Genomic DNA, 25,885 nt, shown 5'->3' on the forward strand with positions numbered 1-25,885 from the left:
CGCCGAGCGTGCAGGTTATCCACGCGCCTTCGGGTGGTTTCACGGTCATTAGCCGCACAGTCGGCGGCTATCCGCGGCATCGCCCGGGCCCGGTAAGGCCACCAGTTACATGCGGCCCTCTCGGCGCAGCAGGTCCGCGGCGCTGAGGCCGCCGCCGCGGCGCGGACGCGGCTGGTCGCCGCGGGCGTTCATCTTCTCGGTGGCGGCGTCGGCGTCCTTCTCCTCACGCGGCGGGGTCGGGATCGCGGTGGTGACATCTTCCGGCGATTCGTTGGCCGGCGGGCCCGACGGCGTGTCCCGCGGCGGGACCTGCAGGGCGCGGGTCTCGTCGGCGGACGGCTGCGGCGGCTGCGGGCCGGGTTTACCGCCGCGCAGGTCGCTCAGCCAGGACTCGATCTCCCGGTCCTCGCCGCGCGGGGGAGCGGGGGGCCGCCCCGGCGCAGGGGCCGCCGACGGATTTGGCTGTGCCGAAAAGCGGGTAGTCGCAGGCTCTTTCGGCTGCGCCGGATTGGTCATCCGGGTGGTACCCGCCGCCGACGGCGGCGCGTCTTTGACCGGCGGCCGTACATCTGGCCGCTGCACGGGCGGCGGCGGCGCCGTGGGCCGGGCCGGCCGCTGTGCGCCCTCGGCGGTGGGGTGCGTGGGGTCGTGCGGCGGCCGGGGAGCCGGCGTGACCGGGGGACGGGTGGTCGCGGGCCGCGCAGTCCGGGCCCGCGCCGACGGCACCTTGCGCTCGTCGGGCAGGTGAATCTCGCCGAGCCCCAGGCGGTTCTGCAGACGCTTCATCCAATGCGGAGCCCACCAGCAGTCGTCGCCGAGCAACTTCATCACCGACGGCACCAGGAACATCCGGACCACGGTGGCGTCGAGCAACAGCGCCGCCATCAAGCCGAAGGCCAGGTATTTCATCATGACCAGATCGGAGAAGATGAACGAGCCGGCTACCACGGCGAGCACCAACGCGGCCGCGGTGATCAGGCGGCCCGTCGTCGCCGTACCGATCCGGATGGCCTCGGCCGTCGACATGCCCCGCGCCCGGGCCTCCACCATTCGGGACACCAGGAAGACCTCGTAGTCGGTGGCCAGGCCGAACCCGACCGCAACGACCAGGGCGATCAACACCACCATCAGCGGCGTCGCGGTGAAGTTCAGCCACTTCGACAAATGTCCGTCGACGAAAATCCAGGTGAGGATTCCCAGGGTGGACCCCAGCGTCAGGGCGCTCATCACTGCTGCCTTGATCGGTAGCACCACCGAGCCGAAGGCCAGGAACATCAGCAGCATGGTGGTGGTCAGCAATACGACCAACATCAACGGGGCCTTATCGAAGAGGCTGTGAATGCTGTCCTGCTCGAGCGCCGGCACGCCACCGACCAGCAGGGTCAGTCCGCGCGGTGGTGTGATCGATCGCAGCTCGTTGATCTTCTTGGCGGCGTCGTTGGCGTTGACCAGACCGTTCTGGATCACCCGGACCGAGTCGTCTTTCGGGTGGGCGCCGTTCGGGCCCGAGACACAGGGGTTGCCCTCGATCGTCGGGCAGGCCCGCTCCTGCCAGGTGGTGTCGGTGAAGCCGCTGATCGACGCGGCGTCATTGCGCACCTCGGCGACCTGCTGGTCGGTGACCTTGCTGTGGTTGTTGCTCTCGATCACCAACGTCAGCTGGTTGGTGCGATAGCCCGGGAACAGTTTGTCGAAGTTCTCCTGCGCCAACCGAACCGAGTTGTCCGGCGGCAGATACTTCTCGCTCATGCCGCCGAAGGCCAGGTTGTGCAACGGGATGACGAGCGCGATCATGCCGACGATGATCGGGATGGCGAACACCAGCGGCCGCTGCATGACGACGTTGACCAGCTTGCCCCAGAACCCGGCCTCGACCTCTTCGCGGGTTTTGGTCTTCTGCAGCCGGTCGGCCAGCCAGTTCAGGTAGGCCCGGGACGGCTTCCAGTTCGCCAGGAACGGGATGCGGAACAGCGTGCGCACCCCGAGCGCGTCGACGTGCTTACCCAGAATCGCCAGAGCCGCCGGCAGCAGCGTGATCGACAGGATCGCGGCCAGCGACACCGAGATGATCACGGCGTACGTCAGCGACTTCACGAAGCCCTGCGGCAACAGGAACAGGCTCGCCGCCGACACCGCGATCAACGTCGCGGAGAACACCACCGTGCGACCGGCCGTCATCACCGTGCGGCGTACTGCCGCCTCGGTGTCGTAGCCCTCGGCGATCTCTTCACGGAACCGGCTCACCACGAACAACCCGTAGTCGATCGCGATACCGAAGCCCATCATCGACACCACGGGCTGGGCAAAGAAGTGCACGGGCCCGAACTCGGCCAACAGCCGCAAAATGCCCGTCGACCCGGCAATGCTCAGGCCGCCGACGATGGCCGGCAGCGATGCCGCCACCGCACCACCGAAGACCAGGAACAGCACGACCGCGACCAGCGGCAGCGCCAGCACCTCCATGCGCTTCTGGTCGGTGGCGATCGTCCCGGTCAACGCGCTGGCGATCGGCTCCAGACCCGCCAGCTGAATCTTGCCGTCGTTGAGCTTCTGGAGATCGGGCTCGATGTCCTTGTAATTGGTCAGGATCGTGTCGTCGTCGTCGCCCTTGAGCGGGATGCTGACGAAGGTGTGCTTGCCGTCCTCACTGGCCATGCCCTTGATGACGGAGTCGGTGCTGGTCGGGGCCGCGAGCCAGCCGGCCCAGCCGACGACCTGGTCGGGGTGGTCTTTCTTGAAGGTGTTGAGCTCGTCGACGACTTTTTTCTGCCAGGCCGGGTCGTTGATCGACTTGGGGGCGGTGAACGTTGCCACGATGTGGCTGGTCCGGTCGCGGCCGTAGGTGTTGTCACCGAGCACCGATGCCTTGACCGACTGGCTGCCGTCGTCGTAGAAACCACTCTGCGTGACGTGCTTACCCAGGCTGATCCCGAAGATGCCGCCGAGCAGGCTCAGCGCCACCATCACGCCGATCACGATGAACCGATAGCGATATACAGTTCGACCCCACCAGGCGAACACGTAAGCTCCTTACTGGATCTGCGACGACCCGCGCATTGATGTTGAGTTGTCAGACACGCGAGGTCAGCAACGAGGACAGTGGCCGGAACGGTTGCAGCCACGCCCCCTGGTCAGGCAGCGAATCGAGGCCGATTCGCGGCAGTGGCTCCCGGAACACACCGGCGATGTCCTCCAGGTCGACAAAGTCCAAGGTATCCGACGCTAGCGCCCAACTCGCATGTTCGCGAAATCCAAGCACCTGGACGGGTACCCCGCTGCGCGCGATTTCCTCCAAGGGTATTCGGAACGCCTGCCCATCGGCCGACGCCACCACCAGAGCCGCCAAACCGTCCTGATAGCGCTGCGCGATGTGCGCGAGCATGTCGCTGTCGACGTCGCTGTCCTCGTCGAGCTTCGGCTTTGCGAATACCGCGAACCCGACGTTGCGCAATGCGTCTACCCACGGTCGCACCACGTCTGCGCTGCCCGGGGCGATATTGGTGAACACGGTCGCCTCGGGTTCGCTCGAGACGTCGTCGTGGTGCGCCGCGACTTCCGCCGTGCGACTCAGCAGCCAGCGTCCGAGGGCGTCGAAGCGCGGGCGCTCCAGCGCGGTAGGCCGTCGGCCCAGGATCGATCCCAGGCCCATGTCGAGGTTCGGCGCGTCCCAGACCAGCAATACCCGTCGCGGGGCGGGTCCGGAATCGACCGGGGGATCGATGGCTTCGATAAGACTCATGGGCGTTTTCTTTCCCAGAGGAATTCGTTGACGACGCTGCCGGCGACCTCGGCCTTTCCCTCGTACTTCGTGGTGGGGCGGACGGTTGAGACGGGTGTCGCGGCACCGAAGTCCACCCAGCTCAGCAGCGGCTCGCCGTCGCCGACCGCGGCAATCTGCTCGGCGTAGTCGGCGTGGTCGGTCGCGACGTGCAATATGCCGCCTGGCCGCAGCCGGTCGGCGATTCTCGCCACCACCGCAGGCTGCAGCAGCCGGCGCTTGTGATGCCGAGCCTTGGGCCACGGGTCGGGGAAGAACACCCGCACTCCGCTCAGCGAAGCGGGCGTCAGCAGGTGGTCGAGCACGTCGACGGCATCGCCGCGGATCAGCCGGATGTTCGTGACGTGCTCGCGGTCGATGCCGGACAGCAACTGCGCCAAGCCCCGCCGGTAGACCTCGACGGCGATCACGTCGACGTCCGGTTCGGCTTGTGCCATTGCCAGTGTGGAAGTACCTGTCCCGCAACCGATTTCGAGAACGAGCGGAGCGTCGCGGCCAAACCAGGCCGCGGCGTCCAGGGGTTCGGGCGTGCCGTCGGAGACGGCGACGCGGCCCAACTCCGGCCAGAGCCGCTCCCAGGTCCGCTGCTGTGCTGCCGACAACTGCGAGCGCCGCGTGCGAAAGCTGGTGGTCCGCCGGTAGCCGGCGACCTCACGTTCAGCGGGCAGGGCAGTAGAAGGCGTCGGCGGTGTGGCCGCGTCCACCCAGGGCTGCGCGCGCATCCGTTCATCGTGACCCATGAACCCATCATGTCGCCGCCCGCGGGGCAGATTGATACCCAACAGTTGCCTTTGGCCGGGGGCTGGTGACTCGCGGCTGGCATGGGCAAATGTCACCATTCGACTGACAAAACGGTGGTGCTGCGCGGTAATCGGCAGGTATTCAGCCACAATGGCGGGTTAGCGGGGTTAACAGCGCCTGCACAGCAAGAGCGGATAGGGGCGACCGATTTTCGTCGAAGAGCTGGAGCGGTTTGCGGCGGCGGTATCCGAGCCGCGCTGTGCGGCGATCGCCGCACAACTCGCCGCGCCGCTACAGGTGGCGGTTTACGGGCGCCGCGGCGTCGGCAGCAGCACCGTTGCCCAGGCACTGAGGTGCGCGGGGATCACCGTCACCACTCCGGCCGATGCCGATCTGGACGTCTACGTGCTGGCCGATGCGGTCAAACCGGAGGACCAGGCCGCCCTCGCCGGCGCCACCAGGCCACTGCTGGCCGTGCTGAACAAGGCCGACCTGGTCGCCACCGCGGCAACGGGCCGGCACCCGAACGGCCCGACCGAGGCCGCCCGGGCCCGGTGCGCCGCGCTGTCGGTCCGCGCCGGGACGCCCGTCGAACCGTTGGTCGCCGTCCTTGCGGTCGCGCCGCTCGACGACGGCGCGTGGACGGCGTTGCACGACCAGCGTCCACGGGTGCCCGCTTTGGATACCTTCGGCACCCGGCAGGCCAGGTCGGCGATCCGGCGCGGCGCAACCCGCGACGACGTCAAAACCCTGCTGCGCGGCCTGAGCAACATCGATGCCGTCGTCGCCCGGCTCGGCGTGCTCGGAGCCCAACTGCGCTACCAGCGCGTGCGGGAAGCGGTCGCCGAGTTGGAAGCGATGGCCGTGACCGACCAGCGCATCGGTGACTTCCTGAGTTGTGACGCCACCGTGATTGCCCAAATGATGGCCGCAGTCGACGCCGCCGAGTCGGTCGGCATGCCCGTCGATCGCGGCGACACCGCCGACGACCACCTACGGCGCGCGGCGCGCTGGGAGCGTCACCGCCGTGGGCCGGCAGTGGGCGTCCGGCGTGTCTGCGGCGCCGACATCGTCCGGGGCTCGCTGCGGCTGTGGGCGAAGGCCGGGGGCTCGATATGAGCAGTAACGACGACAGCACAGCAGTCGCCGACGTCGACGCGATGGTGACGGCGATCGGCCCGCAACTCGGCGCACCGGGCACCGAGCGGCTGGACGCCGTGCTGGTCACCGGTCCCTGGCTGGCCGGAGTGACCGGAGTGGTCGCCGCGCTCAGCGAGAAGATGCCGGACACGACCTTCGTCGAGCCGACGGACCTGGACCCCGGCCGAGCGCCCACGGCGGTGATCTTCGTGGTTTCGGCGGCCGCGGTGCTCACCGAATCCGACTGTGCGCTGCTCGACACGGCCACCGCCGAGACCGACGCGGTGATCGGCGTGGTGTCCAAGATCGACGTCCATCACAACTGGCAAGAGGTGCTGGCCGCTAACCGAGAGGTGCTCGCCGCGCATGCGGCGCGTTACGCCGACGTGCGGTGGGTCGGGGTGGCCGCCGCGCCCGAGGAAGGTGAGCCGCGCGTCGATGAGCTCGTCGCGGTGTTGTCCGACCACCTGGCCGACGACGAGCTAGCCCGCCGAAACAGATTGCGGGCATGGCAATCGAGGCTGCTTACCGTCGCCGACCGCTACGACCGCGACGCCGACGGAGCCGGCCGCCGCGCACGGGTCGAGGCGCTGCGAGAACAGCGCAGCGACATCCTTCGACAGCGACGCTTGTCCAAGTCCGAACGAACGATCGCGCTGCGGAGCCAGATCCAGCAGGCCCGCACGCAGCTGTCCTATTTCGCCCGCAATCGCTGTGCCGCAGTCCGCTCGGAATTACAGGAGAATGCCGCGGGCCTCAGCCGGGGCAAGCTGGCCGAGTTCGAGGGCGAGGCGACGGCCCGGCTCGAGAACGTCGTCACCGAGGTCGACGACAACATCACTGACCAGCTGGCCGAGATGGCACAGACCCTCGGGCTGACGGTCGACCCGCCGGCCCCTGCGCCGCTCCCGGCGGTTGACCTGCCCTCGCCTCCGCTCAAGTCACGCAAGCTGGAAACCCGGCTGATGATGCTGCTCGGCGCCGGCTTCGGGTTGGGGGTGGCGTTGACGCTGAGCCGGCTGCTCGCCGATTTGACTCCGAGCCTGACCATCGCCGGCGCCGTGGCGTGCGCGGCGATCGGGCTTGCCCTGACGGTGTGGGTGGTCGGAATGCGCGGCCTGCTCCGGGACCGATCTCTGCTGGATCGGTGGGCCGGCGAGGCCACCGCGCTGGTGCAGTCGTCGGCGGAGGAACTGGTAGCGACCCGCGTGCTTGCCGCCGAGTCGGCGCTGACGGCTGCATTGAGCGAGCAGGACGAGGGCGAGAGCACCCGGGTGGCCGAGCAGGTCAGCGTGATCGACACCGAGCTGCGTGAGCACTCCGTGGTGGCGGCCCGGGCGGCGGCGCTGCGCGGCAAGGAGATGCCGACATTGCAGGCCGCCCTGGAGGCGGTACGAACCGAACTCGGGGAGCCTGACCCGCCGATCGACACGGACGAAGCCGCTGCGGAGCCGTCCGACGATACGAACGTAGAGTCCGAGCCGTCGGCTCCCATCGATGCCGATGACGAGGTCGTCGACGACAAATCGGCGACAAAATCGGCCGATAACGTCTTCTGAATCGTTCTTGTGAGTCAGCCGATACACTCCCGGCTTTTTCTGGGTATTCAGCTCGCGATAACCTGTGTAGAGGCCGCCGCCATTTAGCCGCGCACTACGCACACCGCGACTGCAGGAGATTTTGATGACTTCAGCGACCATTCCTGGTCTGGATACTGCCCCGACGAACCATCAGGGCTTGTTGTCCTGGGTGGAGGAGGTCGCCGAGCTGACCCAGCCCGACCGGGTGGTTTTCGCTGACGGCTCCGACGAAGAATGGCAGCGGCTGGCCGACCAGCTGGTCGAGGCGGGCACCTTCACCAAGCTCAACGACAAGAAGCACAAGAACTCCTACCTGGCGCTGTCGGACCCGTCCGACGTGGCGCGGGTCGAGTCGCGGACCTTCATCTGTTCGGAGCGCGAGGTCGACGCCGGTCCGACCAACAACTGGAAGCCGCCGGCCGAGATGCGCGAGACGATGACCGAGCTGTACCGCGGCTCCATGCGCGGACGCACGATGTGGGTCGTCCCGTTCTGCATGGGTCCGCTCGGCGCCGAGGACCCCAAGCTGGGCGTGGAAATCACCGACTCCGAATACGTCGTCGCGTCGATGAAGGTGATGACCCGGATGGGCAAGGCCGCGCTGGAAAAGCTCGGCGACGACGGCTTTTTCGTCAAGGCATTGCACTCGATCGGCGCTCCGCTGGAGCCCGGTCAAAAGGACGTGCCGTGGCCCTGCAATGACACCAAATACATCACGCACTTTCCCGAAACCCGCGAAATCTGGAGCTTCGGTTCCGGCTATGGCGGAAATGCGTTGCTGGGCAAGAAATGCTATTCGCTGCGCATCGCCTCCGCGATGGCCCACGACGAGGGCTGGCTCGCCGAGCACATGCTGATCCTCAAGCTGATCTCCCCGGAGAACAAGGCGTACTACTTCGCCGCCGCGTTCCCGTCGGCCTGCGGCAAGACCAACCTGGCGATGCTGCAGCCCACCATCCCGGGCTGGCGCGCCCAGACCCTCGGTGACGACATCGCCTGGATGCGCTTCGGCAAAGATGGTCGGCTGTACGCGGTCAACCCCGAATTCGGCTTCTTCGGTGTTGCGCCGGGCACGAACTGGAAGTCCAACCCGAACGCGATGCGCACCATCGAGGGCGGCAACACCGTCTTCACCAACGTCGCGCTGACCGACGACGGCGACGTGTGGTGGGAGGGCCTGGAAGGTGACCCGCAGCACCTGATCGACTGGAAGGGCCGCGACTGGACGCCCGAATCCGGCGAGAAGGCCGCGCACCCCAACTCGCGCTACTGCACCCCGATGTCGCAGTGCCCGATCCTGGCCCCGGAGTGGGACGACCCGCAGGGCGTGCCGATCTCGGGCATCCTGTTCGGCGCCCGCCGCAAGACCACGGTCCCGCTGGTTACCGAGGCGCGCGACTGGCAGCACGGCGTCTTCATGGGCGCCACCATGGGCAGCGAGCAGACCGCCGCGGCGGAGGGCAAGGTCGGCGACGTGCGTCGCGACCCGATGGCCATGCTGCCGTTCCTGGGCTACAACGTCGGCGACTACTTCCAGCACTGGATCGACATCGGCAAGAACTCCGACGAGTCGAAGCTGCCGAAGGTGTTCTTCGTCAACTGGTTCCGTCGCGGCGACAAGGGCGAGTTCCTGTGGCCGGGCTTCGGTGAGAACAGCCGGGTGCTGAAGTGGATCGTCGACCGGATCGAGCACCAGGCCGGTGGCCAAGAAACTCCGATCGGCGTCGTGCCCACCGCGGGCGACTTGGACCTCGACAACTTGGACGTGGACTCCGCCGATGTCGAGCGTGCGCTGGCGGTCAACGTCGACGAGTGGCGCCAGGAAGTGCCGCTTATCGAGGAGTGGTTCGAGTTCGTCGGCGACAAGCTGCCGACCGGCGTCCGGGATGAGTTCGAAGCACTCAAGCAGCGCCTCGCCGAGTCCAACTAACACCCGCCCGGCAGGGTTGCCGAAACCGCAAGATCGGTCACCCGAACTTGTGAGTAAGCAGGCCCTGAACAGCTAACTTCTGTCGTAGCAGTACGCCGTTCGCTAGCCACGCTATGTTGCTGGGTGGTTGGCGGGCGGGTACGTTGGCCACGTGACAGCAGCCGCGCAGGATGTAACGGAGTCACACGTCCGGCCGGGGGTGCTGGTCCGCTCGCTGGGCATCGTCAGCGTCGTCATCGTCCCCGCCTTGGTGCTCCGAGTGCTCGGCCTCGAGCTCGATCCCGTCGTCGGGCTGATCGCGTACGGCGCGGCCGTGGTGGGCGCCAGCTTTGTGCTCGCCTGGGCCGCCGAAGCGGCTCAGGTCGACGTGTCCGGCAGCCTCGCCGTCGCCGTGCTGGCCGTGATTGCGGTGCTCCCCGAGTACGCGGTCGACCTCTACTACGCCTACACCGCCGGTCACCTGCCCGCCTACACCCAATACGCGGCGGCCAACATGACCGGTTCGAACCGATTGCTGATGGGGCTCGGCTGGCCGGTCGTCGTCCTGGTCACCGTGCTGGTGGCTCGCCGGAGTTCCGGACGTAAGCTCGACGCTCTGGAACTCGACACCAGCAATCGCGTCGAGATCGGCTTCCTGATGTTCGCCGGCGTGGGCGCCTTGGTCATACCTGCGAGCGGGCAGATCCACATCGCGTTCGGGCTCGCCCTGCTGGGCTGGTTTGGCTTCTACCTGTTCAAGCTCAGCCGCGGCGACGTCGAGGAGCCAGAGCTGATCGGCACCGCGGCTGAGCTGGGGGCCCTACCCGATCGGGCGCGACGTATCGTGGTGTCCGCGCTGTTCGTCGTCGCCGCGGGCGTGATTGTGACATGCGCAAAGCCGTTCGCCGACAACCTGATCGGCGCCGGAACGCAGCTGGGTATCGACCGCTTCCTACTGGTCCAGTGGCTGGCGCCGCTGGCGTCGGAGGCGCCGGAGTTCATCATCGCGACCATCTTCGCGTTCCGCGGCAAGGGCGACGACGCGATCGCCACACTGATCTCGGCGAAGGTCAACCAGTGGACGCTGCTGATCGGATCGCTGCCGGTGGCGTACATGATTGGCGGTGGCGGTGCGGCCATGCATCTGGACGGCCGCCAGGTCGAGGAGATCGTCCTGACCGCGGCGCAGACCCTAATGGGGGTGACGCTGTTGCTGGGTCTGCGATTTCAGCGCTGGGCCGCATGGGCGTTGCTGGTCTTGTTCCTCGTGCAGTTCCCGCTGACTTCCACGCCTGGGCGCCTGGTGCTCAGCGCGGTGTACGCCGCCGTCGCGGCGGTGGCGCTGGTGCGCTACCGGCGAGAGTTGCCGGCAATCTTGTCCGCCCCCTTCGGCGGTCGCGCCAAGCGCCACGGTGGTCACCCCCACCTCGAGGTGCATCCGCAGTAGTCGGCGCGCTCGCCGCAGCACGCCGCCGTCGCCGTCGCCGTCGCCGTCGCCGCCGCTGCCGTCGCCGTCGCCGCACGAACGTGAAACTGCCTTCACGCTCGGCGTCCAACGTGAAGCTAGCTTCACTTTCGGCGCTGCGAAAGCCCTCTTGACACCTGTCAAGTTCTCCGGCGGTACAGTCTGCCCATGCAGATTCGCGAGCACACCTCCGGTCAGGGCGGAGCCAACAAGCCCGCCATCATCCTTCACCCGTCCGGCACCGTGATCACGTTCGACGAACTCGAAGCCCGGGCCAATCGGTTGGCGCACTACTTCCGGCAGGCCGGCCTAGTCGAAGGCGATGCCGTCGCGATCCTGATGGAGAACAACGAACACATCCACGCCGTGATGTGGGCCGCCCGGCGGGCCGGCCTGTACTACGTGCCGATCAACACGCACCTGACCGCCTCCGAAGCGGCGTACATCATCGACAACAGCGCCGCCAAAGCGATCATCGGGTCGGGCGCGCTGCGCAAAACCTGCGAGAACCTCGCCGAACACCTACCTCGAGGTCTGCCTGGCCTGCTGATACTCGCCTCCGGCGAAGGGGACGCCGATCTCGATGGCTGGGCGCGTTACCCCGAATGTGTTGCCGATCAACCGGATACGCCGATCGACGACGAACTCGAGGGCGACCTTTTGCAGTACTCCTCTGGAACCACCGGCCGTCCCAAGGGAATCAAGCGGCCGCTGCCGCACGTATCGCCCGCGGACGCGCCGGGCATGATGTCGGCGCTGGTCGGCTTCTGGATGCACCCGGACGCGGTCTACCTCAGCCCCGCGCCGCTCTATCACACGGCGCCGTCGGTGTGGTCGATGACGGTGCAGGCCGGCGGCATCACGACGGTGGTGCTGGAGAAGTTCGACCCAGAAGGCTGCCTGGATGCCATTGCGCGGCACAAAGTCACGCACGGGCAGTTCGTGCCGGTGATGTTCACCCGGATGCTGAAACTACCCGAGGCGATTCGTAATTCGTACGATCTGTCCAGCCTGCAACGGGTGATGCACGCCGCCGCGCCCTGTCCGGTCGAGATCAAGAAGCAGATGATCGACTGGTGGGGGCCGATCGTCGACGAGTATTACGCGTCCTCGGAGGCTATCGGATCGACGTTGATCAGCGCCGAAGAGTGGTTGGCCCATCCCGGTTCGGTCGGCAAGCCGATGATGTGTCAGCTGCACATCCTCGACGAGAATGGCGACGAGTTGCCGCCCGGGCAGGCCGGTGAAATCTATTTCGAGGGCGGCATGTCCTTCGAATATCTCAACGACTCGGAGAAGACGGCCGCGTCGCGCGACAAGCACGGCTGGACCACGGTCGGCGACGTCGGTTACGTCGACGAGGACGGTTATCTATACCTGACCGACCGCCGCCACCACATGATCATCTCCGGCGGAGTGAACATTTACCCGCAGGAAGCCGAGAACCTTCTGGTCACCCATCCAAAGGTGTTGGATGCCGCGGTCTTTGGCATTCCGGACGAGGAGATGGGCCAAAGCGTCAAGGCTGCCGTCCAGACCGTCGACCCGGCGGACGCGACCGACGAGTTCGGCGCCGAACTCCTAGGCTGGATGCGGGAGCGGTTGGCACACTACAAGTGCCCCAAGTCGATTTCGTTCGAGGCGCAGCTGCCGCGCACCGACACCGGGAAGATGTTCAAGCACGAGTTGATCCAGAAGTATTCGGTGTGACGTTGCGCGTGGTCGACGTGTCGGAGCCCGACTCCGAACTCGACTCTGCGCGGCTTAGTGCGCCGATCGTGGCGGTCGGACCGCTGTCCGGCGCCTGTGAATACTGGCTCGAGCGAGCCACTTTCACCCTCAGCGAAGACGTATCCGGTGACCGTCGGGTGATCACCGTCCCGTCGATCGACGACGCTCTTGCCGATCTGTGCCGGCGCGTCGAACGCTGGCCGATCGCGGCGGCGACCTGTGACGACGTCCTGCGATCGGTCGCCCCGGCCGGCCCGGCGCTGGCCGGGGTGATCACAGAGTCGCTGGCCTACTCGACGCTGCAGTCGGGTCCGGAGTTCGCCCGCTGGCTGGCCGACCGCGGCCCGGCCACGATGCCCGACATCCCACATCCGGTGCAGGCTCACCGCGACGGCGACACGTTACGGATCGCGTTCGACCGTCCGCAACGACACAACGCGTTTTCTACCGACGCCCGCGCCGCGCTGCTCGAGGCTTTGACTGTGGCGCAACTGGATTCGTCGATCAGCGAAGTCGTGCTGACCGGCAACGGACCGTCGTTCTGCAGCGGGGGAGACCTCGACGAGTTCGGTACGTTCGTCGACCCGGCCAGCGCGCACTTGGCCCGCACCCGCCACAGCCCGGCGTTGGTGCTGGACGCGTTGACGAGACGCCTCGGTGCGGCATGCCGCGCCGAGGTGCACGGTCGGGTGCTGGGCAGCGGATTGGAGATGGTCGCGTTCTGCGGTCGGGTCGACGCCACTGCCGACGCGGTGTTCGGCCTGCCGGAGCTGAGGCTGGGGCTGATCCCCGGCGCGGGCGGAACCGTCAGCGTCACCCGTCGGATAGGTCGTTGGCGCACAGCGTATTTGGTGCTCAGCGGCGCGACGCTCGACGCTGCGACGGCGCTGTCGTGGGGCCTGATCGACGCGCTGCGCTGACGGGCGCCAGACAGAAGCCACGGCTGCGATTAAGCCGAAATCACGACCTGGCTTCTGTCTCGCGGGGCTCAGAGCCCGCACGGGGCTCACAGTCCGCCGCGGGAGACCAGTTGCGCCGCAATCACATTGCGCTGGATCTCGTTGGTGCCCTCGCCGACGATCATCAGCGGGGCGTCGCGGAAGTACCGTTCGACGTCGTATTCGGTGGAATACCCGTAGCCCCCGTGGATTCGGACGGCATCGAGCGCGATCTCCATCGCGACCTCGGAGGCGAACAGCTTGGCCATGCCGGCCTCCATGTCACACCGCTCGCCGCTGTCGTAGCGCTCGGCGGCATAACGGGTGAGCTGCCGGGCGGCGGTGAGCTTGGTCGCCATGTCGGCCAGATAGTTTCCGACCGACTGGTGTTTCCAGATCGGCTGACCGAAGCTCTCCCGCTGCTGCGCGTAGGCCAGTGCATCGTCGAGCGCCGCGGTCGCCACGCCGAGGGCGCGCGACGCGACCTGAATCCGGCCCGTCTCGAGGCCCTTCATCATCTGTGCGAAACCCTTGCCCGCATCGCCACCGAGGATCGCCGAGTGCGACGCCCGGTAGCCGTCGAAGGACAACTCGCAGCTCTCGACGCCCTTGTACCCCAGCTTCGGCAGGTCCCGTGACACTGTGAGGCCCGGCCCGTGCTCGACGAGCAGCACGGAAATCCCGGTGTGCCGGGGCCGGGCCTCCGGGTCGGTTTTGCAGAGCAAGGCGATCAACCCGGACCGTCGCGCGTTGGAGATCCAGGTCTTGGATCCGTTGACGACGAGTTGGTCCCCGTCCGACAGGGCAGTGGTCGAGATGTTCTGCAGATCGCTGCCACCGCCCGGCTCGGTGAGCGCCATCGTCGCGCGCAGCTCGCCGCTGGCCATCGGCGGGAGGTAACGCTGTCTCTGCTCGTCGGTGCCGAACAGCGCCAGCAACTTGGCCACCACGGTGTGCCCGCCCATCGCCCCGGCCAGGCTCATCCACCCGCGCGCCAGCTCCTGTGTCACCAGCGCGTAGCACCACATCGACACCGGTGTGCCGCCGTATTCCTCGGGCACCGCCAGGCCGTAGATTCCGATGCGCTTCATCTGCTCGATCCACGCTTCGGGATACTCGTTGGCATGCTCGACTTCGCGCACCGTCGGCCTGACTTGTTTGTCGACGAATTCACGTACCGTCGCGACCAACATTGCCTCATCGCCATCGAGACCCATTGCCCCATGGTGGCACGGTGACCTCCGGCCCCTACTTCGACCAGGTGCACACCGGGCAGGTGTTCACCGCTGCGCCGTCGATGACGCTCACCCCGGGACTGGCCGCGGTGCATCAGAGCATCCTGGGCGACCGGCTGCGCCTGCCGCTGGACGCCGAGCTGTCCGCCGCGGTCACCGGATTGCCGGCAACGCTGGCACACCCGGGCCTGGTCTGCGACGTCGCGATCGGCCAGTCGACGCTGGCCACCCAGCACGTCAAGGCCAACCTGTTCTATCGCGGCCTGCAATTCTTCCGCTTTCCGGCCATCGGTGACACGCTGTTCACCCGTACCGAGGTCGTCGGGCTCAAGAAGAACGCCGCCAAACCCGGTCGCGCACCTACCGGGCTGATGGCTCTGCGGATCACCACCATCGACCAGGCCGACCGGCTGATCCTGGACTTCTACCGCTGCGCGATGCTGCCACTGAGTCCCGACGGCGACCCCGAGGGCTCCAATCATGCCGACGACTTGTCGACGGTCGGCGCCGACCTGGCCGGACCGTCGTCGGCTGCTGCCGACTGGGACGGTGATGCGTTCCGGCAGCGGGTCACCGGCCCACACTTCGACCCAAGCCTGGCCGGCGCCGTACTACGGGGGAGCGCCGACGTGGTGACCAGTGCACCCGAACTGGCCCGCCTCACCCTGAATATTGCTGGCGTGCATCACGACTCACGCATCGGAGGTCGGCGGCTGGTGTACGGCGGCCACACCATCGGGCTGGCGTTGGCCCAGGCAAGCAGGCTGCTGCCGAACCTCGCGACCGTGCTGGGCTGGACGTCGTGCGATCACACCGGGCCGGTGTACGAGGGCGACACGCTCTACAGCGAGCTGCATGTCGAGTCGGCCGAACCGACCGACGACGGCGGCAGGCTGGGACTGCGATCGGTGGTCTACGCGATCACCGACAACCCCGACGAGCCGCGACAAGTTCTCGACTGGCGTTTCACCGCGCTGCAATTCTGATGCTGTCCGAAGCCCGCCGTGTGGCCGCCGATATCGGCGAGCTTCTCGGGGTGGCGGTCGACGCCGAAACCATCCTCACCGGTCGTGCGGCACTGCTTGAACTTCCTCTCCCGGAACGTATTTCGGCGGGCGGCGCAACACGGCTGCTGCCCACCACTGATGGGTGGTGCGCGATCGCCCTGCCGCGAGACGACGACATCGCCGCCGTACCCGCCATGCTGGAAGTCGACGTGGTCGCCGATCATTGGTGCGAGCTATCCCGTTGGGCGGCGCGGTGTTCGACCGCTGTCGTCGTCGAGCGTGCGCGACTGCTCGACATCGCGGCGGCGGCGTTGGGTGAGGCTGCCGCGGATGAGCCGATCGTCCGCCGGGGCGGCGACGCGGTCGGGCCGCGACCGGCCGGCGGGCTCCTGGTCGCGGATTTGTCGTCACTGTGGGCGGGGCCACTGTGTGGTCAACTGCTCGCTCTTGCGGGTGCGGTCGTCGTCAAGGTGGAAAGCCTGAACCGGCCCGACGGCGCCCGCCGCGGCGAACCGGCGTTTTTCGACTGGATCAACGGTGGAAAGCTTTCCTACGCGGTCGATTTCGACACCGATGCCGTGCGCGCGCTGCTCGGCGTCGCCGACATCGTCATCGAAGGTTCCCGGCCCGCGGCGCTGCGTCGCCGCCGCCTCGATGCCGACAGCGTGCCGGGCCGACCGGGCCGAATCTGGCTGCGCATCAACGGCTATCGCGGTCAGCCGGACCGGCCTGCGTTCGGTGACGACGCCGCGGTCGCGGGTGGACTGGTCGGCGACGGGCCGGTGTTCTTCGGCGACGCGATCGCCGATCCGCTCACCGGACTCGAAGCGGCACGCGCGATAGCGGAGTCGCTGCGTCGGGGCGGCGGCGAGGTGATCGACGTGGCGATGGCTCAGGTCGCCGCCCGGTACGCCACCTTCCCGCGAGAGCCGGCCACCACGGCGGCGCCCCCGGTGTCGTCACCGGCGCCGGCGTTGGGCGCGGACAACGACGCCGTGGACCGTCTGGTAGCCCAAAGATGTTGATCCAACGCGCCGTCATGCTCGACGGGACGACGGTCGACATCAGGGTGAGCAGCCGCATCGATGACGTGGCCGCGACCCTGACGCCGCAGCAGGGTGAAGACGTGCTGGACGCCGGGGGCGGCGCCGTGTTGCCCGGCCTGCACGACCATCACGTGCACCTGTATTCAGCGGCGGCCGCCGCGACGTCGCTACGCGTCGGGCCGCCGCAGGTCCACGACCGCACCCAGTTGGCCGCCGTATTGAGTCGCGCCGTTCCCGGCGACGACGGCTGGGTCCGCGCGGTCGGCTACCACGACTCCGTTGCCGGGCCGTTGGACCGCGACGCCCTCGACGCGATCGCCCCGGCGGCGCCGTTGCGGATCCAGCACCGCAGCGGCGTGCTGTGGATGCTCAACTCGGCGGGCCTGCAACACGTGGGTCTGGCCGATCATCCCGACGGCCGGTTGCGCAGCAGCGACTCATGGGCGCAAGCCTTGGGTCGTAGCGAAACCAGCTTGGCAGAACTCAGTGAGCGGCTCAGCCGTTACGGTGTCACCGGGATCACTGATGCCACACCGGATCTCGCGATCGCCGACATCGTTGGGCTGTCCGAGCTGCATCGCCGCGGCGAGCTGCGCCAACACGTGCACTGTCTGGCTCCGGGCAAGCGGATATTGCACGACGACGATCTGGACCTCGAGCAATTGGCGGCCTGGATCACCGATCGGCACCGCGACAACCACCCGGTGGCCATCCATTGCGTGACCGCGGCGCAGCTGTTAGTGACGATCGCAGCGTTCCGCGAGTCCGGATGCCGGCCGAACGACCGCATCGAGCACGCTGCGGTCGTCCCGGTGGACTGCCTGACGGATCTGCGCGAGCTCGGGATGACCGTGGTGACCCAACCCAATTTCGTTGCCGAGCGGGGCGATCAGTATCTCGCCGAGGTGCCGGCCGGTGAGCACGAGGAACTCTGGCGGGTGGCGTCGCTGCTCGAGGCCGGCGTCTCGGTGGCGCTGTCGACGGACATGCCGTTCGGGGACGGCGACCCGTGGGCGGCGATGCGGGCCGCGGTGCGCCGCGCCGCACCCAGCGGGGCAGTGCTGAATCGACGCGAATGCATTTCCGCCCGAACGGCATTGACGATGTTCCTCGGTCGCGCCGAGCAACCTGGCCGACCCCGCCTCGTCGCGCCCGGGGAGCCCGCCGACCTGTGCGTGCTGAGCGTCTCACCCGAAACCGCGCTGGCCGACCTCGACGCCGGGATGGTCGCCGCGACCGTCATCGACGGCGGAATCGTCTACTCGACAGCCTGATTCACGATATTTCTCCGACCAGATAACGCTGCAGGGTCGGCGCGACGGCGTCGACCAGCGTGTCGACGTCGAGGGAGTGGATCGGCTCGACGGACACTCCGTACCGCATGATCCCCAGCCCGACCACCTGCGAGGCGCACAGAGACGCGCGGAACGTGATCTGGTCGGCCCCGAGTTTCTTGAGCAGCGGGTTGAAGACCGGCCCGATGAAGAGCCCCTGGGCGATGTCGACGGTCTTGGCCAGGCCCGCAGTGGCGATCGCGCTGGCGGCGAAGGGCCCACCGCCGGTGACGTCCCACGTGGTGAGCAACATGTGCAGGGTTCGTCGACCGGCTTGGTTGATGCTGCCGCGGATCGCGCGGTCGATGAATTCGGGCGTGCCGAACGGCAGGCGAAGCTTGCGCGCGACGGGGTCGAGGATCCCGCGAGACGGCTTGTCGCTGGCGGCCACACTCTCAGGATGACGGTGCGGCCGGCAAAGTTCAAGCACCCGGTCAGTGGGGCAATTCGCGGAACGGCGTGTTCTTGTACGGCTCAGGCTCTTTGGGCAGGCCGAGCACCCGTTCACCGACGATGTTTCGTTGGATCTGGTCGGTACCGCCGCCGATCGAGGTGAAGTAGGCGTTCAAGGTCCGGAAGGTCACGGCGTCGCCGACGGGATTGTCGGGGCCGGTCAACATCGCCTCGGCGCCAACGATTTCGGTTTCGACGCGCGCGGTCTCGTGCAGGATCCGCGACATCGCGATTTTGCCCAACGCCATCAGCGTGGCCGACTCGACGCGGTCCGTCGCGGCCTTGGACCGCTGGGTGTTCCATCGATTGACCGTGGTCAGCGCGTCGACGCGGGCGATCTGCTGGCGAATGTAGGGATCATCCAGCCGCCCGGACTCCCGCGCCAATTCCACCAAGAGATGGCCTTTTTCGTCGCGGGGCCGTTTGGCGTCCTTGGCGGTGCGGGCGATGTCGGCCATGAACCGTCGCTCATAGGCCAGCGCCGTCTGCAGCACCGACCAGCCGCCGTTCAACTCGCCGACCAGGTTCCCGGCCGGCACGCGCGCGTCGTGAATAAAGACTTCGTTGAATTCCGACTCGCCGGTGATCTGGTGAATCGGCCGGACTTCCACACCGGGTTGCTTCATCGGCAGCATGAAGAAGCTGATGCCTTGGTGCTTGGGCACATCCCAGTCGGTCCTGGCCACCAGCATGCCGTAGTCGGCCGTCGTGGCGAACGACGTCCACACCTTCTGGCCGTTGATCACCCACTCGTCACCGTCACGCTCGGCCCGCGTCCGCAGGCCGGCGAGGTCCGAACCCGCGCCGGGCTCGCTGTAGAGCAGGCACCACTTGCTTTCGCCGCGGATCGACGGTGGGATCAGCCGACGCTTCTGCTCGTCGGTCCCCAACTCGTGCAGCGTGCAGGCGAACAGGTTGCCGCGGTCGTGGCCGCAACCGAAGGCGCCAACCGTCGCGAATTCCGCTGCCACCAAACGTGATTGGGCATCTGTCAGGCCGCGCCCATAGAACCCCGGCTCCCAACTGGGCGTGGCCCATCCCGCGTCGACCACGGTGTGTGCCCAGGTGCCCCGGTCGATACCCGGATTCCAGTTGTCGGCCAGCCACTTTCGGACCTCGGCGCGCAACTCGTCGTCATTCATTTGCGGCTCATGCTCCGATCTGCTGCATGTAGCGTTCCCTGTGCCAGGACGCGCTGCCCAATAGTTGCGCGTCGCTACGGGCTCGCCGTAGATAGAGGTGCGCCGGATGCTCCCAGGTGAATCCGATGCCGCCGTGCACCTGGATGTTGGTCGCCGCGACGAACACGAACGCGTCGGCGCAATATGCCTGCGCCAGGGCAAGATCCGCGATCCGCGACGGTGCCTGCGCCGCGAAGGCCTCCGCGGCGAACCGCGCCGCCGACACCGCGGACTCCGCCTCCAGCAGCATGTCGGCGCACATGTGCTTGACCGCCTGGAAGCTGCCGATCGCGCGGCCGAACTGATAACGGGTCTTGGCGTACTCGGTGGCCATCTCGACCACGCGTCGAGCACCGCCGGCCTGCTCGCTGACCAAGGCCAACGCCGCGCAATCCAGGGCCGCATTGACCACCTCGACGCCCGCACCCGGCTGGCCGATCAGCTGCGCCGGCGTGTCGACGAACTGCAGTCGGCATTGCTTACGGGTGGGGTCGACCGTGGTCAGCGGCGTCACCGCCAGCCCCGCGGCACCGGCGTCGACCGCGAAAACCGCCGGGCCCGCGTCGGTGGCGGCCAGCACGTAAATCCGTTGCGCCGAAAGGCCGTCGAGCACGAAATGCTTGTAGCCGGTGACATGCCAGCGGTCACCGATGAGGCCCGCCGACGTCGCGATGCTCGCCGGCAACCGGGCCGAGCCGTCCTCGGCGAAGGCGGCGGTCGCGAGCAACTCGCCCGCCGCGATGCGCGGCAGCACCGCCGCGCACTCCTCGGCGTCACCGGTCGCCGCCAGCAGGCTGGGGACCAGCACCGCGGTGGACAGGAACGGGCTGACCAACAGCGCCCGGCCCATCTCCTCCATCGCGATCCCCATCTCGACCGGTCCCGCCCCGCCACCGCCGTGCTCTTCGTCGATCAGCAGCCCGGTCAGGCCCATCGCCGCCAGCTCACGCCAGAGGACCGGGTCGTGGCCGGCGTCGGTGGCCATTTGGGTGCGCACCTGCGCCTCGCCGGAACGACGGGCCATCAGGTCGGCGACCGCGCTGCGCAGCGCCCGCTGTTCGTCGCTCACCGAGAAGGGCATCAGGCAGCGGCGCCGAGCGCCGAGCGGAGGCTTTCGCACTGGCTGGCGAAAAATGCTTTGGACACCGAGGCTTTCGGCACGACGAGGTCGAAGCCGTGGAAGGCGCCCTCGACCGTCTCGACCTGGCACGGCACGCCGGCTGCGGTCAGCCGGGCCGCGTAGGCGAGGTCCTCGTCGTGGAAAAGGTCGTGTGTGCCGACGCCGATCCACGCCGGAGGCAATCCACTGAGATCTTCGCGACGGGCCGGCACCGCAACCTTCGGATCAGCATTGCCCAGGTAAGCCGACCAACCGAAGCGGTTGCTCTTCGGGCTCCACAGCCGGTATTTGGGGTTCTCCGGCGTCGATCCGCTTCGGTCATCCAGCATCGGGTAGGCCAGCAGCTGCAAGGTCGGTGTGACCTCGCCACGGTCGCGGGCCAGGAATGCCAGGGCGGCCGCCAGCCCGCCGCCCGCGCTGGCGCCGCCGATCGCGACACGCGCCGGGTCGACCGCCGGTAATCCCGCCAGCCACTGCAGCGCCGTGTAGCAGTCCTCGAGCGGGGCCGGATAGGGATGCTCGGGCGCTAACCGGTAGTCCACCGCGGCCACCGTGACCCCCAGCTCGCGCACGAATCGACGGCACAGCGCGTCGTCCTGTTGGGCGGTGCCGATCACGTAGCCGCCGCCGTGAATCCACAGCAGCGCCGGACCCGGCTGGGTGGCACCCTCGGGACGGTGCAACCGGATCCCCACACCGGAGCTCAGAATCAGCGCTTCGACGCCGCGTTTGCTGGTGCCCCCGTGCGGGGCTCCGGGCGATATCGCGCGGATCAGCTTCAGCGTGCGTGGTCCGACCAGTCCGCGCGGGGCTAAACGGGCGACTTTGCGGAGGTCAGGGTGGAAATCGGTGCTCGGCATCGATCCAGTATGCCGACCAGTGCTTACGCTGTGGCGACCGCGGTCAAATGAACAATTCGCATTTACCGTTTCAGTTCCATACCCGGGGGTACGCTCGCCCGATGACGGAACCCACGGCGCCCCCGCGACGCCGACCCTCCTTGGCGTCGCAGGCGAGATGGTTGCTGAGGGCGAAGCCAGGTGACTACGTCCTGGCCTGGAGCGATCTGCTGGCGTCGCTGCCTGTCGTCGGGCGCCACCTCGAACCGTTCGGTGGCATCACCGCAATGGGCGTGTGCGGCTACCGGTACGCACCGGAGTTCATTGCCGCTTCGAAGGATCCGTCTCGAGTCGGCGTCGATCGTCAAGCTGAACGCGACCAAACGAACGCGATCCTCGACGCCGCGCTGCGCGGCGTTGTCGCCGCCGGCGACCTGGAGAGCCCGTGGCCGCAGCCGGACACGGTCGCTCCGGTCTTGCGCGCGCTGCGTCACCGTCGGCATCTGCATCGTGCGTCGGTGCGTTACGGGAAGCTGCCCTCGCAGTTGCTCGACGTCTGGCGGCGCAAGGATCTGCCGGTGCGACCGGCGCCGGTGTTGCTTTTCGTCCCCGGTGGGGCCTGGGTGCACGGTGGGCGCCAACTGCAGGGCTACGCATTGATGTCGCAACTCGCCGAGATGGGTTGGATTTGTCTGTCGGTGGAATACCGGGCCTCGCCGCACAATCGGTGGCCGGCGCACATCATCGACGTCAAGACCGCGATCGCGTGGGCACGAGCGAACGTCGACAAGTTCGGCGGTGATCGCGATTTCATTGCGGTGGCGGGATGTTCGGCCGGCGGGCATCTGGCCGCGCTGGCCGGGTTGACCCCGAACGACCCCGATCTGGAGGGCACGCTGCCGCCGGACTCGGACACCTCGGTGGACGCCGTCGTCGGGATCTACGGCCGCTACGACTGGGAAGACCGGTCCACTCCGGAACGTGACCGCTTCGTCGAGTTCCTTGAGCGCGTCGTCGTAAAGCGACGAATCGATCGTCATCCCAAGGTGTTTCGTGACGCGTCACCAATCGCCCGGGTGCATCAGGACGCTCCGCCGTTCTTGGTCATCCACGGCAGCACCGACAACATCATCCCGGTGGCCCAGGCTCGCAGCTTCGTCGAACGGCTGCGCTCGGTCTCCCGGTCGGTGGTCAGTTACGTCGAATTACCCGGCGCCGGACACGGATTCGACCTCACTGACGGCGCGCGGACAGGTGCGACGGCGATGGCAATCGGGTTGTTCCTCAACCAGATCTATCGGAATCGGGCGATCGCAGCCAAAGAGGTCATTTAACAGCTGCGCCGTTGTTAGGGTCCTGCCATGAAGCGGCTCAGCGGCTGGGATGCAGTACTGCTGTACAGCGAAGCGCCCAACGTGCATATGCACACGCTCAAGATCGCAGTCATCGAGTTGGATCCCGACCGTCGTGGTTTCGACATCGAGGCATTCCGTCGAGTGATCCACAGCAGGCTGTATCTGCTGGAGCCGTTCTGCTATCAGCTCGTCGACATTCCGTTCAAGCTGCACCACCCGATGTGGCGGGAGAATTGCGACGTCGACCTGAACTACCACGTGCGCCCGTGGCGGTTGCCGGCCCCCGGTGGACGCCGGGAACTGGATGAAGCGATCGGCGAGATCGCGAGCACCCCGCTCAAGCGCGACCGTCCGCTATGGGAGATGTACTTCGTCGAAGGTTTGACCGACGGCCGGATCGCGGTGGTGGGCAAGATCCACCACGCCCTCGCCGACGGGGTCGCCGCGGCGAATCTGCTTGCGCGCGGCATGGATCTGGCGTCAGGGCCCGAGCGCGACCGCGACTCCTATACGCCTGACCCCGCCCCGACGAGAGCCGCCCTGTTGCGGTCGGCCTTCGCTGACCACCTTCGTCATGTGGGCCGGATCCCGCGCACGGTCGGCTACACGGTGCGAGGCCTCAATCGGGTGCGGCGCAGCTCCCGCAAACTGTCTCCGGACTTGGCGAGACCCTTTGAGGCGCCGCCGACGTTCATGAATCACCATCTGACTCCGCAGCGCAAATTCGCCACCGCCACGCTCGCGCTCGCCGACATCAAAGAAACCTGCAAGCACCTCGGCGTGACGATCAACGACATGGTTCTCGCGCTGTCTGCGGGAGGTCTGCGAAAGCTGCTGCTACGCCACGACGGCAGTGCAGATCATCCGCTGGTGGCCTCGGTCCCGGTCAGCTACGACCGCTCACCGGACCGAATTTCGGGGAACTACTTCACCGGGATGCTCGTCGGACTACCCGTCGATGCCCCCGATCCGCTCGAGCGGGTGCAACGCGCGCACGACTACGCCAACGATGCCAAGGAAAGCCAGAACCTGCTCGGTCCGGAGTTCGTCACCCGGTGGGCGGCGTACTTTCCGCCGGCGCAGACGGAGGCGCTGTTTCGCCGGCTGGCCGACAGCAAAGAGCGCAACAAGATGATGAACCTCAACGTGTCCAACGTGCCCGGTCCTCGCGAACACGGGCGCGTCGGCGGCGCCCTGGTCACCGAGATCTACTCGGTGGGACCTCTGACTGCCGGCTGCGCGGTCAACATCACGGTGTGGAGCTATGTCGACCAGCTCAACATCTCGGTGCTCTGCGACGGCGCCACCATGGACGACCCACACGAGATCACCGACGCGATGATCGAGGAGTTCGTCGAAGTGCGAACTGCGGCCGGGCTTTCCGAACAGCTGACGGTGATCGAGGCGGCGCTGGCTCAGGCCTGAAGAGGCTCAGCTGAGTAGCCCGTGTAGGTCGCGTCGCGAGATCTTGCCGGTGCTGCTGCGGGGTAGTTCGTCGAGCACGATGATCTCGCGCGGCACTTTGTAATTCGCCAGATTCGCGCGGACGTGTTGCTTGAGATCCTCGACGCTCGCCGACGCGTCCGGGGTCAGCACCACGAATGCCGCGAGCCGCTGCCCGTACTCGGAGTCGTCGACACCGATCACGGTGGCGTCCTGGACATCCGGGTGCAGCGCCAACGTCTTCTCGACTTCGATCGGGTAGACGTTCTCACCGCCCGACACGATCATCTCGTCGTCACGGCCCACCACGTAGAGTCGCCCGGCTTCGTCGAGCCGTCCGACATCGCCGGACGCCATGAACCCGTCGTGGAAGTCCTTGTTGCCGCCGGAGGTATAGCCCTCGAAGCGGTTGGAGTTGCGGACAAAAATCTGGCCCACCTCACCGACCGGTACCGGCCGGTGCTCGGAGTCAAGGATGCGAATCTCGGTGCCCAGGATGGGTTTTCCCGCAGTGTCGGGCGCGGCCCGCAGGTCGGCGGGCGTGGCGGAGGCGATCATGCCGGCTTCGGTCGCGTTGTAGTTGTTGTAGAGGATGTCGCCGAACTCGTCCATGAACTTCGTGACGACGTCGGGCCGCATTCGTGAACCGGACGCGGTCGCGAATTTCAACGACCGGCCGCTGTAACGCCGGCGCACCTCGTCGGGCAGATCCATGATCCGGTCGAACATCACCGGCACCACGCACAATCCGGTGGCCTGGTGACGGTCGATCAGCTCGAGGGTGGCCTCCGGGTCGAACTTACGCCGTGTCACCACCGTGCAGGCCATCGATGCGGCGAAGACCAGCTGGGAAAACCCCCAGGCGTGGAACATCGGTGCGACGACCACGATCGTCTCCTCGGTGTGCCATGGCACCCGGTCCAGAATCGCCTTCAATTCGGTTGCCCCGCCACCGGAATGCTTGGCGCCCTTCGGGTTACCGGTGGTGCCCGAGGTCAGCATGATCATCTTGCCGGTGCGCCCCGTCTTGGCGGGGCGCTCACCGAGGTGGGAGTTGATTAGTTCTTCGACGGTGACGTCGTGATTGTCGGGATGATCGGTCCACGCGACGATCCGAACGGTGTCGGTCTTGTCGGAAAGCGCACGGTCTACCGACTCGGTGAACTCCTCGTCGTAGATGATCACGTCGGCGCCTTCGCGGTTGACCACGTCGGCCAGGGCCGGGCCCGCGAACGACGTGTTGAGCAGCAGCACGTCGGCGCCGATCCGGTTGGCCGCGATCAGCGCCTCGACGAACCCCCGGTGGTTGCGGGCCATGATCGCCACCACTTCGGGTGTCCCGCCGGGCAGGCCCTGCAGTGCGGTGGTCAGAGCGTCCGCGCGCTGGTCGAGTTGGCGATAGGTCAGTGAGCCCAGTTCGTCGACCAACGCGGGGCGGTTCGGGCAGCGCTGCGCCGACATCCCGAATCCGCTTGTGACAGTGAGCCCTTCGCGACGTACGACGCCGACGATGCGCAGATACTTGTCGGGTCGCATCGGGGCGATGATTCCCGCGCGGACCATGCTGCCGAGCAGACCGAGCGCCATTGC

19 protein-coding genes and 1 pseudogene are annotated in these 25,885 nt (G+C 67.2%); 11 read left to right on the forward strand and 9 right to left on the reverse strand.

What is annotated here, in order from left to right; all coding sequences use genetic code 11:
* Nucleotides 1-105: 105 nt before the first annotated feature.
* Genes mmpL3 through trmB form a run of 3 tightly spaced genes read right to left on the reverse strand, consistent with a single transcriptional unit; the run spans nt 106 to nt 4,518 of the window.
* Nucleotides 106-3,021 (reverse strand): trehalose monomycolate exporter MmpL3, encoded by a 2,916-nt coding sequence (gene mmpL3 / locus MKK62_RS11435; RefSeq protein WP_240260968.1) that lies wholly within the window; start codon nt 3,019-3,021, stop codon nt 106-108.
* Nucleotides 3,022-3,070: 49 nt separating this feature from the next.
* The gene (locus MKK62_RS11440) at nt 3,071-3,739 is read right to left on the reverse strand and encodes an NYN domain-containing protein (RefSeq protein ID WP_434085052.1); all 669 of its coding nucleotides are present in this window, start codon (nt 3,737-3,739) and stop codon (nt 3,071-3,073) included.
* Nucleotides 3,736-4,518 (reverse strand): tRNA (guanosine(46)-N7)-methyltransferase TrmB, encoded by a 783-nt coding sequence (trmB, locus tag MKK62_RS11445; protein ID WP_240260967.1) that lies wholly within the window; start codon nt 4,516-4,518, stop codon nt 3,736-3,738. Before trmB ends, MKK62_RS11440 begins: the two co-directional genes overlap by 4 nt.
* A 298-nt stretch (nt 4,519-4,816) precedes the next feature.
* Here trmB and MKK62_RS11450 point away from each other — a divergent pair, with 298 nt between their 5' ends.
* The 6 genes from MKK62_RS11450 to MKK62_RS11475 all read left to right on the forward strand — a co-directional run bounded on the left by MKK62_RS11450 (nt 4,817) and on the right by MKK62_RS11475 (nt 13,264).
* Entirely contained in the window at nt 4,817-5,638 is an 822-nt protein-coding gene (locus MKK62_RS11450; RefSeq protein WP_434085053.1) for a hypothetical protein, read from the forward strand.
* Nucleotides 5,635-7,218: a GumC domain-containing protein gene (locus MKK62_RS11455; protein WP_240260966.1), complete on the forward strand. Its 1,584-nt coding sequence runs from the start codon at nt 5,635-5,637 to the stop codon at nt 7,216-7,218. Before MKK62_RS11450 ends, MKK62_RS11455 begins: the two co-directional genes overlap by 4 nt.
* A 124-nt stretch (nt 7,219-7,342) precedes the next feature.
* Nucleotides 7,343-9,169: a phosphoenolpyruvate carboxykinase (GTP) gene (locus MKK62_RS11460; protein ID WP_240260965.1), complete on the forward strand. Its 1,827-nt coding sequence runs from the start codon at nt 7,343-7,345 to the stop codon at nt 9,167-9,169.
* A gap of 151 nt (nt 9,170-9,320) precedes the next feature.
* Complete coding sequence (locus MKK62_RS11465; RefSeq protein WP_434085054.1) at nt 9,321-10,595, forward strand: calcium:cation antiporter family protein; 1,275 nt, start codon at nt 9,321-9,323, stop codon at nt 10,593-10,595.
* Between the two features lie 186 nt (nt 10,596-10,781).
* Nucleotides 10,782-12,323 carry a fatty-acid--CoA ligase FadD4 gene (gene fadD4, locus MKK62_RS11470; RefSeq protein ID WP_240260964.1) on the forward strand — a complete coding sequence of 514 codons (1,542 nt, stop codon included), beginning with the start codon at nt 10,782-10,784 and terminating at the stop codon, nt 12,321-12,323.
* Nucleotides 12,324-12,325: 2 nt separating this feature from the next.
* On the forward strand, nt 12,326-13,264 hold the full coding sequence (locus MKK62_RS11475; protein WP_434085084.1) for an enoyl-CoA hydratase/isomerase family protein: 939 nt from the start codon (nt 12,326-12,328) through the stop codon (nt 13,262-13,264).
* Between the two features lie 86 nt (nt 13,265-13,350).
* Here the strand turns inward: MKK62_RS11475 and MKK62_RS11480 are convergent, their stop codons facing one another.
* Nucleotides 13,351-14,499, reverse strand: a complete 1,149-nt coding sequence (locus MKK62_RS11480; RefSeq protein ID WP_240260963.1) for an acyl-CoA dehydrogenase family protein — start codon at nt 14,497-14,499, stop codon at nt 13,351-13,353.
* 80 nt (nt 14,500-14,579) lie between these two features.
* On the opposite strand from MKK62_RS11480, the gene MKK62_RS11485 reads away from it, so the two are divergent.
* The 3 genes and pseudogenes from MKK62_RS11485 to MKK62_RS11495 all read left to right on the forward strand — a co-directional run bounded on the left by MKK62_RS11485 (nt 14,580) and on the right by MKK62_RS11495 (nt 17,844).
* Nucleotides 14,580-15,503 carry a hotdog family protein gene (locus MKK62_RS11485; RefSeq protein WP_240264197.1) on the forward strand — a complete coding sequence of 308 codons (924 nt, stop codon included), beginning with the start codon at nt 14,580-14,582 and terminating at the stop codon, nt 15,501-15,503.
* Nucleotides 15,482-16,549 (forward strand): annotated as a pseudogene (locus tag MKK62_RS11490) (CoA transferase); the annotation flags it as partial. The gene MKK62_RS11485 and the pseudogene MKK62_RS11490, both read left to right, overlap by 22 nt.
* Entirely contained in the window at nt 16,543-17,844 is a 1,302-nt protein-coding gene (locus MKK62_RS11495; RefSeq protein WP_240260962.1) for an amidohydrolase family protein, read from the forward strand. The pseudogene MKK62_RS11490 and the gene MKK62_RS11495, both read left to right, overlap by 7 nt.
* 1 nt (nt 17,845) lies before the next feature.
* Here MKK62_RS11495 and MKK62_RS11500 read toward each other — a convergent pair whose 3' ends face one another.
* The 4 genes from MKK62_RS11500 to MKK62_RS11515 are packed head-to-tail and all read right to left on the reverse strand — an operon-like array spanning nt 17,846 to nt 21,518.
* On the reverse strand, nt 17,846-18,295 hold the full coding sequence (locus tag MKK62_RS11500; RefSeq protein WP_240260961.1) for a TetR/AcrR family transcriptional regulator: 450 nt from the start codon (nt 18,293-18,295) through the stop codon (nt 17,846-17,848).
* A 43-nt stretch (nt 18,296-18,338) separates the two neighbouring features.
* Nucleotides 18,339-19,499: an acyl-CoA dehydrogenase family protein gene (locus MKK62_RS11505; protein WP_240260960.1), complete on the reverse strand. Its 1,161-nt coding sequence runs from the start codon at nt 19,497-19,499 to the stop codon at nt 18,339-18,341.
* 7 nt (nt 19,500-19,506) lie between these two features.
* A complete protein-coding gene (locus tag MKK62_RS11510) occupies nt 19,507-20,607 on the reverse strand; it encodes an acyl-CoA dehydrogenase family protein (RefSeq protein WP_240260959.1) in 1,101 nt (366 codons plus the stop codon).
* Between the two features lie 11 nt (nt 20,608-20,618).
* Nucleotides 20,619-21,518: an alpha/beta hydrolase gene (locus tag MKK62_RS11515; RefSeq protein WP_240260958.1), complete on the reverse strand. Its 900-nt coding sequence runs from the start codon at nt 21,516-21,518 to the stop codon at nt 20,619-20,621.
* Nucleotides 21,519-21,619: 101 nt separating this feature from the next.
* Here MKK62_RS11515 and MKK62_RS11520 point away from each other — a divergent pair, with 101 nt between their 5' ends.
* Complete coding sequence (locus MKK62_RS11520) at nt 21,620-22,831, forward strand: alpha/beta hydrolase (protein WP_240260957.1); 1,212 nt, start codon at nt 21,620-21,622, stop codon at nt 22,829-22,831.
* Nucleotides 22,832-22,858: 27 nt separating this feature from the next.
* The gene (locus MKK62_RS11525; protein WP_240260956.1) at nt 22,859-24,277 is read left to right on the forward strand and encodes a WS/DGAT/MGAT family O-acyltransferase; all 1,419 of its coding nucleotides are present in this window, start codon (nt 22,859-22,861) and stop codon (nt 24,275-24,277) included.
* 6 nt (nt 24,278-24,283) lie between these two features.
* Here MKK62_RS11525 and fadD12 read toward each other — a convergent pair whose 3' ends face one another.
* Nucleotides 24,284-25,882 carry an acyl-CoA ligase FadD12 gene (gene fadD12 / locus MKK62_RS11530; RefSeq protein WP_240260955.1) on the reverse strand — a complete coding sequence of 533 codons (1,599 nt, stop codon included), beginning with the start codon at nt 25,880-25,882 and terminating at the stop codon, nt 24,284-24,286.
* Nucleotides 25,883-25,885: the final 3 nt, after the last annotated feature.

The organism is Mycobacterium paraterrae (assembly GCF_022430545.2).
In the GTDB taxonomy this organism is placed as follows: Bacteria; Actinomycetota; Actinomycetes; order Mycobacteriales; family Mycobacteriaceae; genus Mycobacterium; species Mycobacterium paraterrae.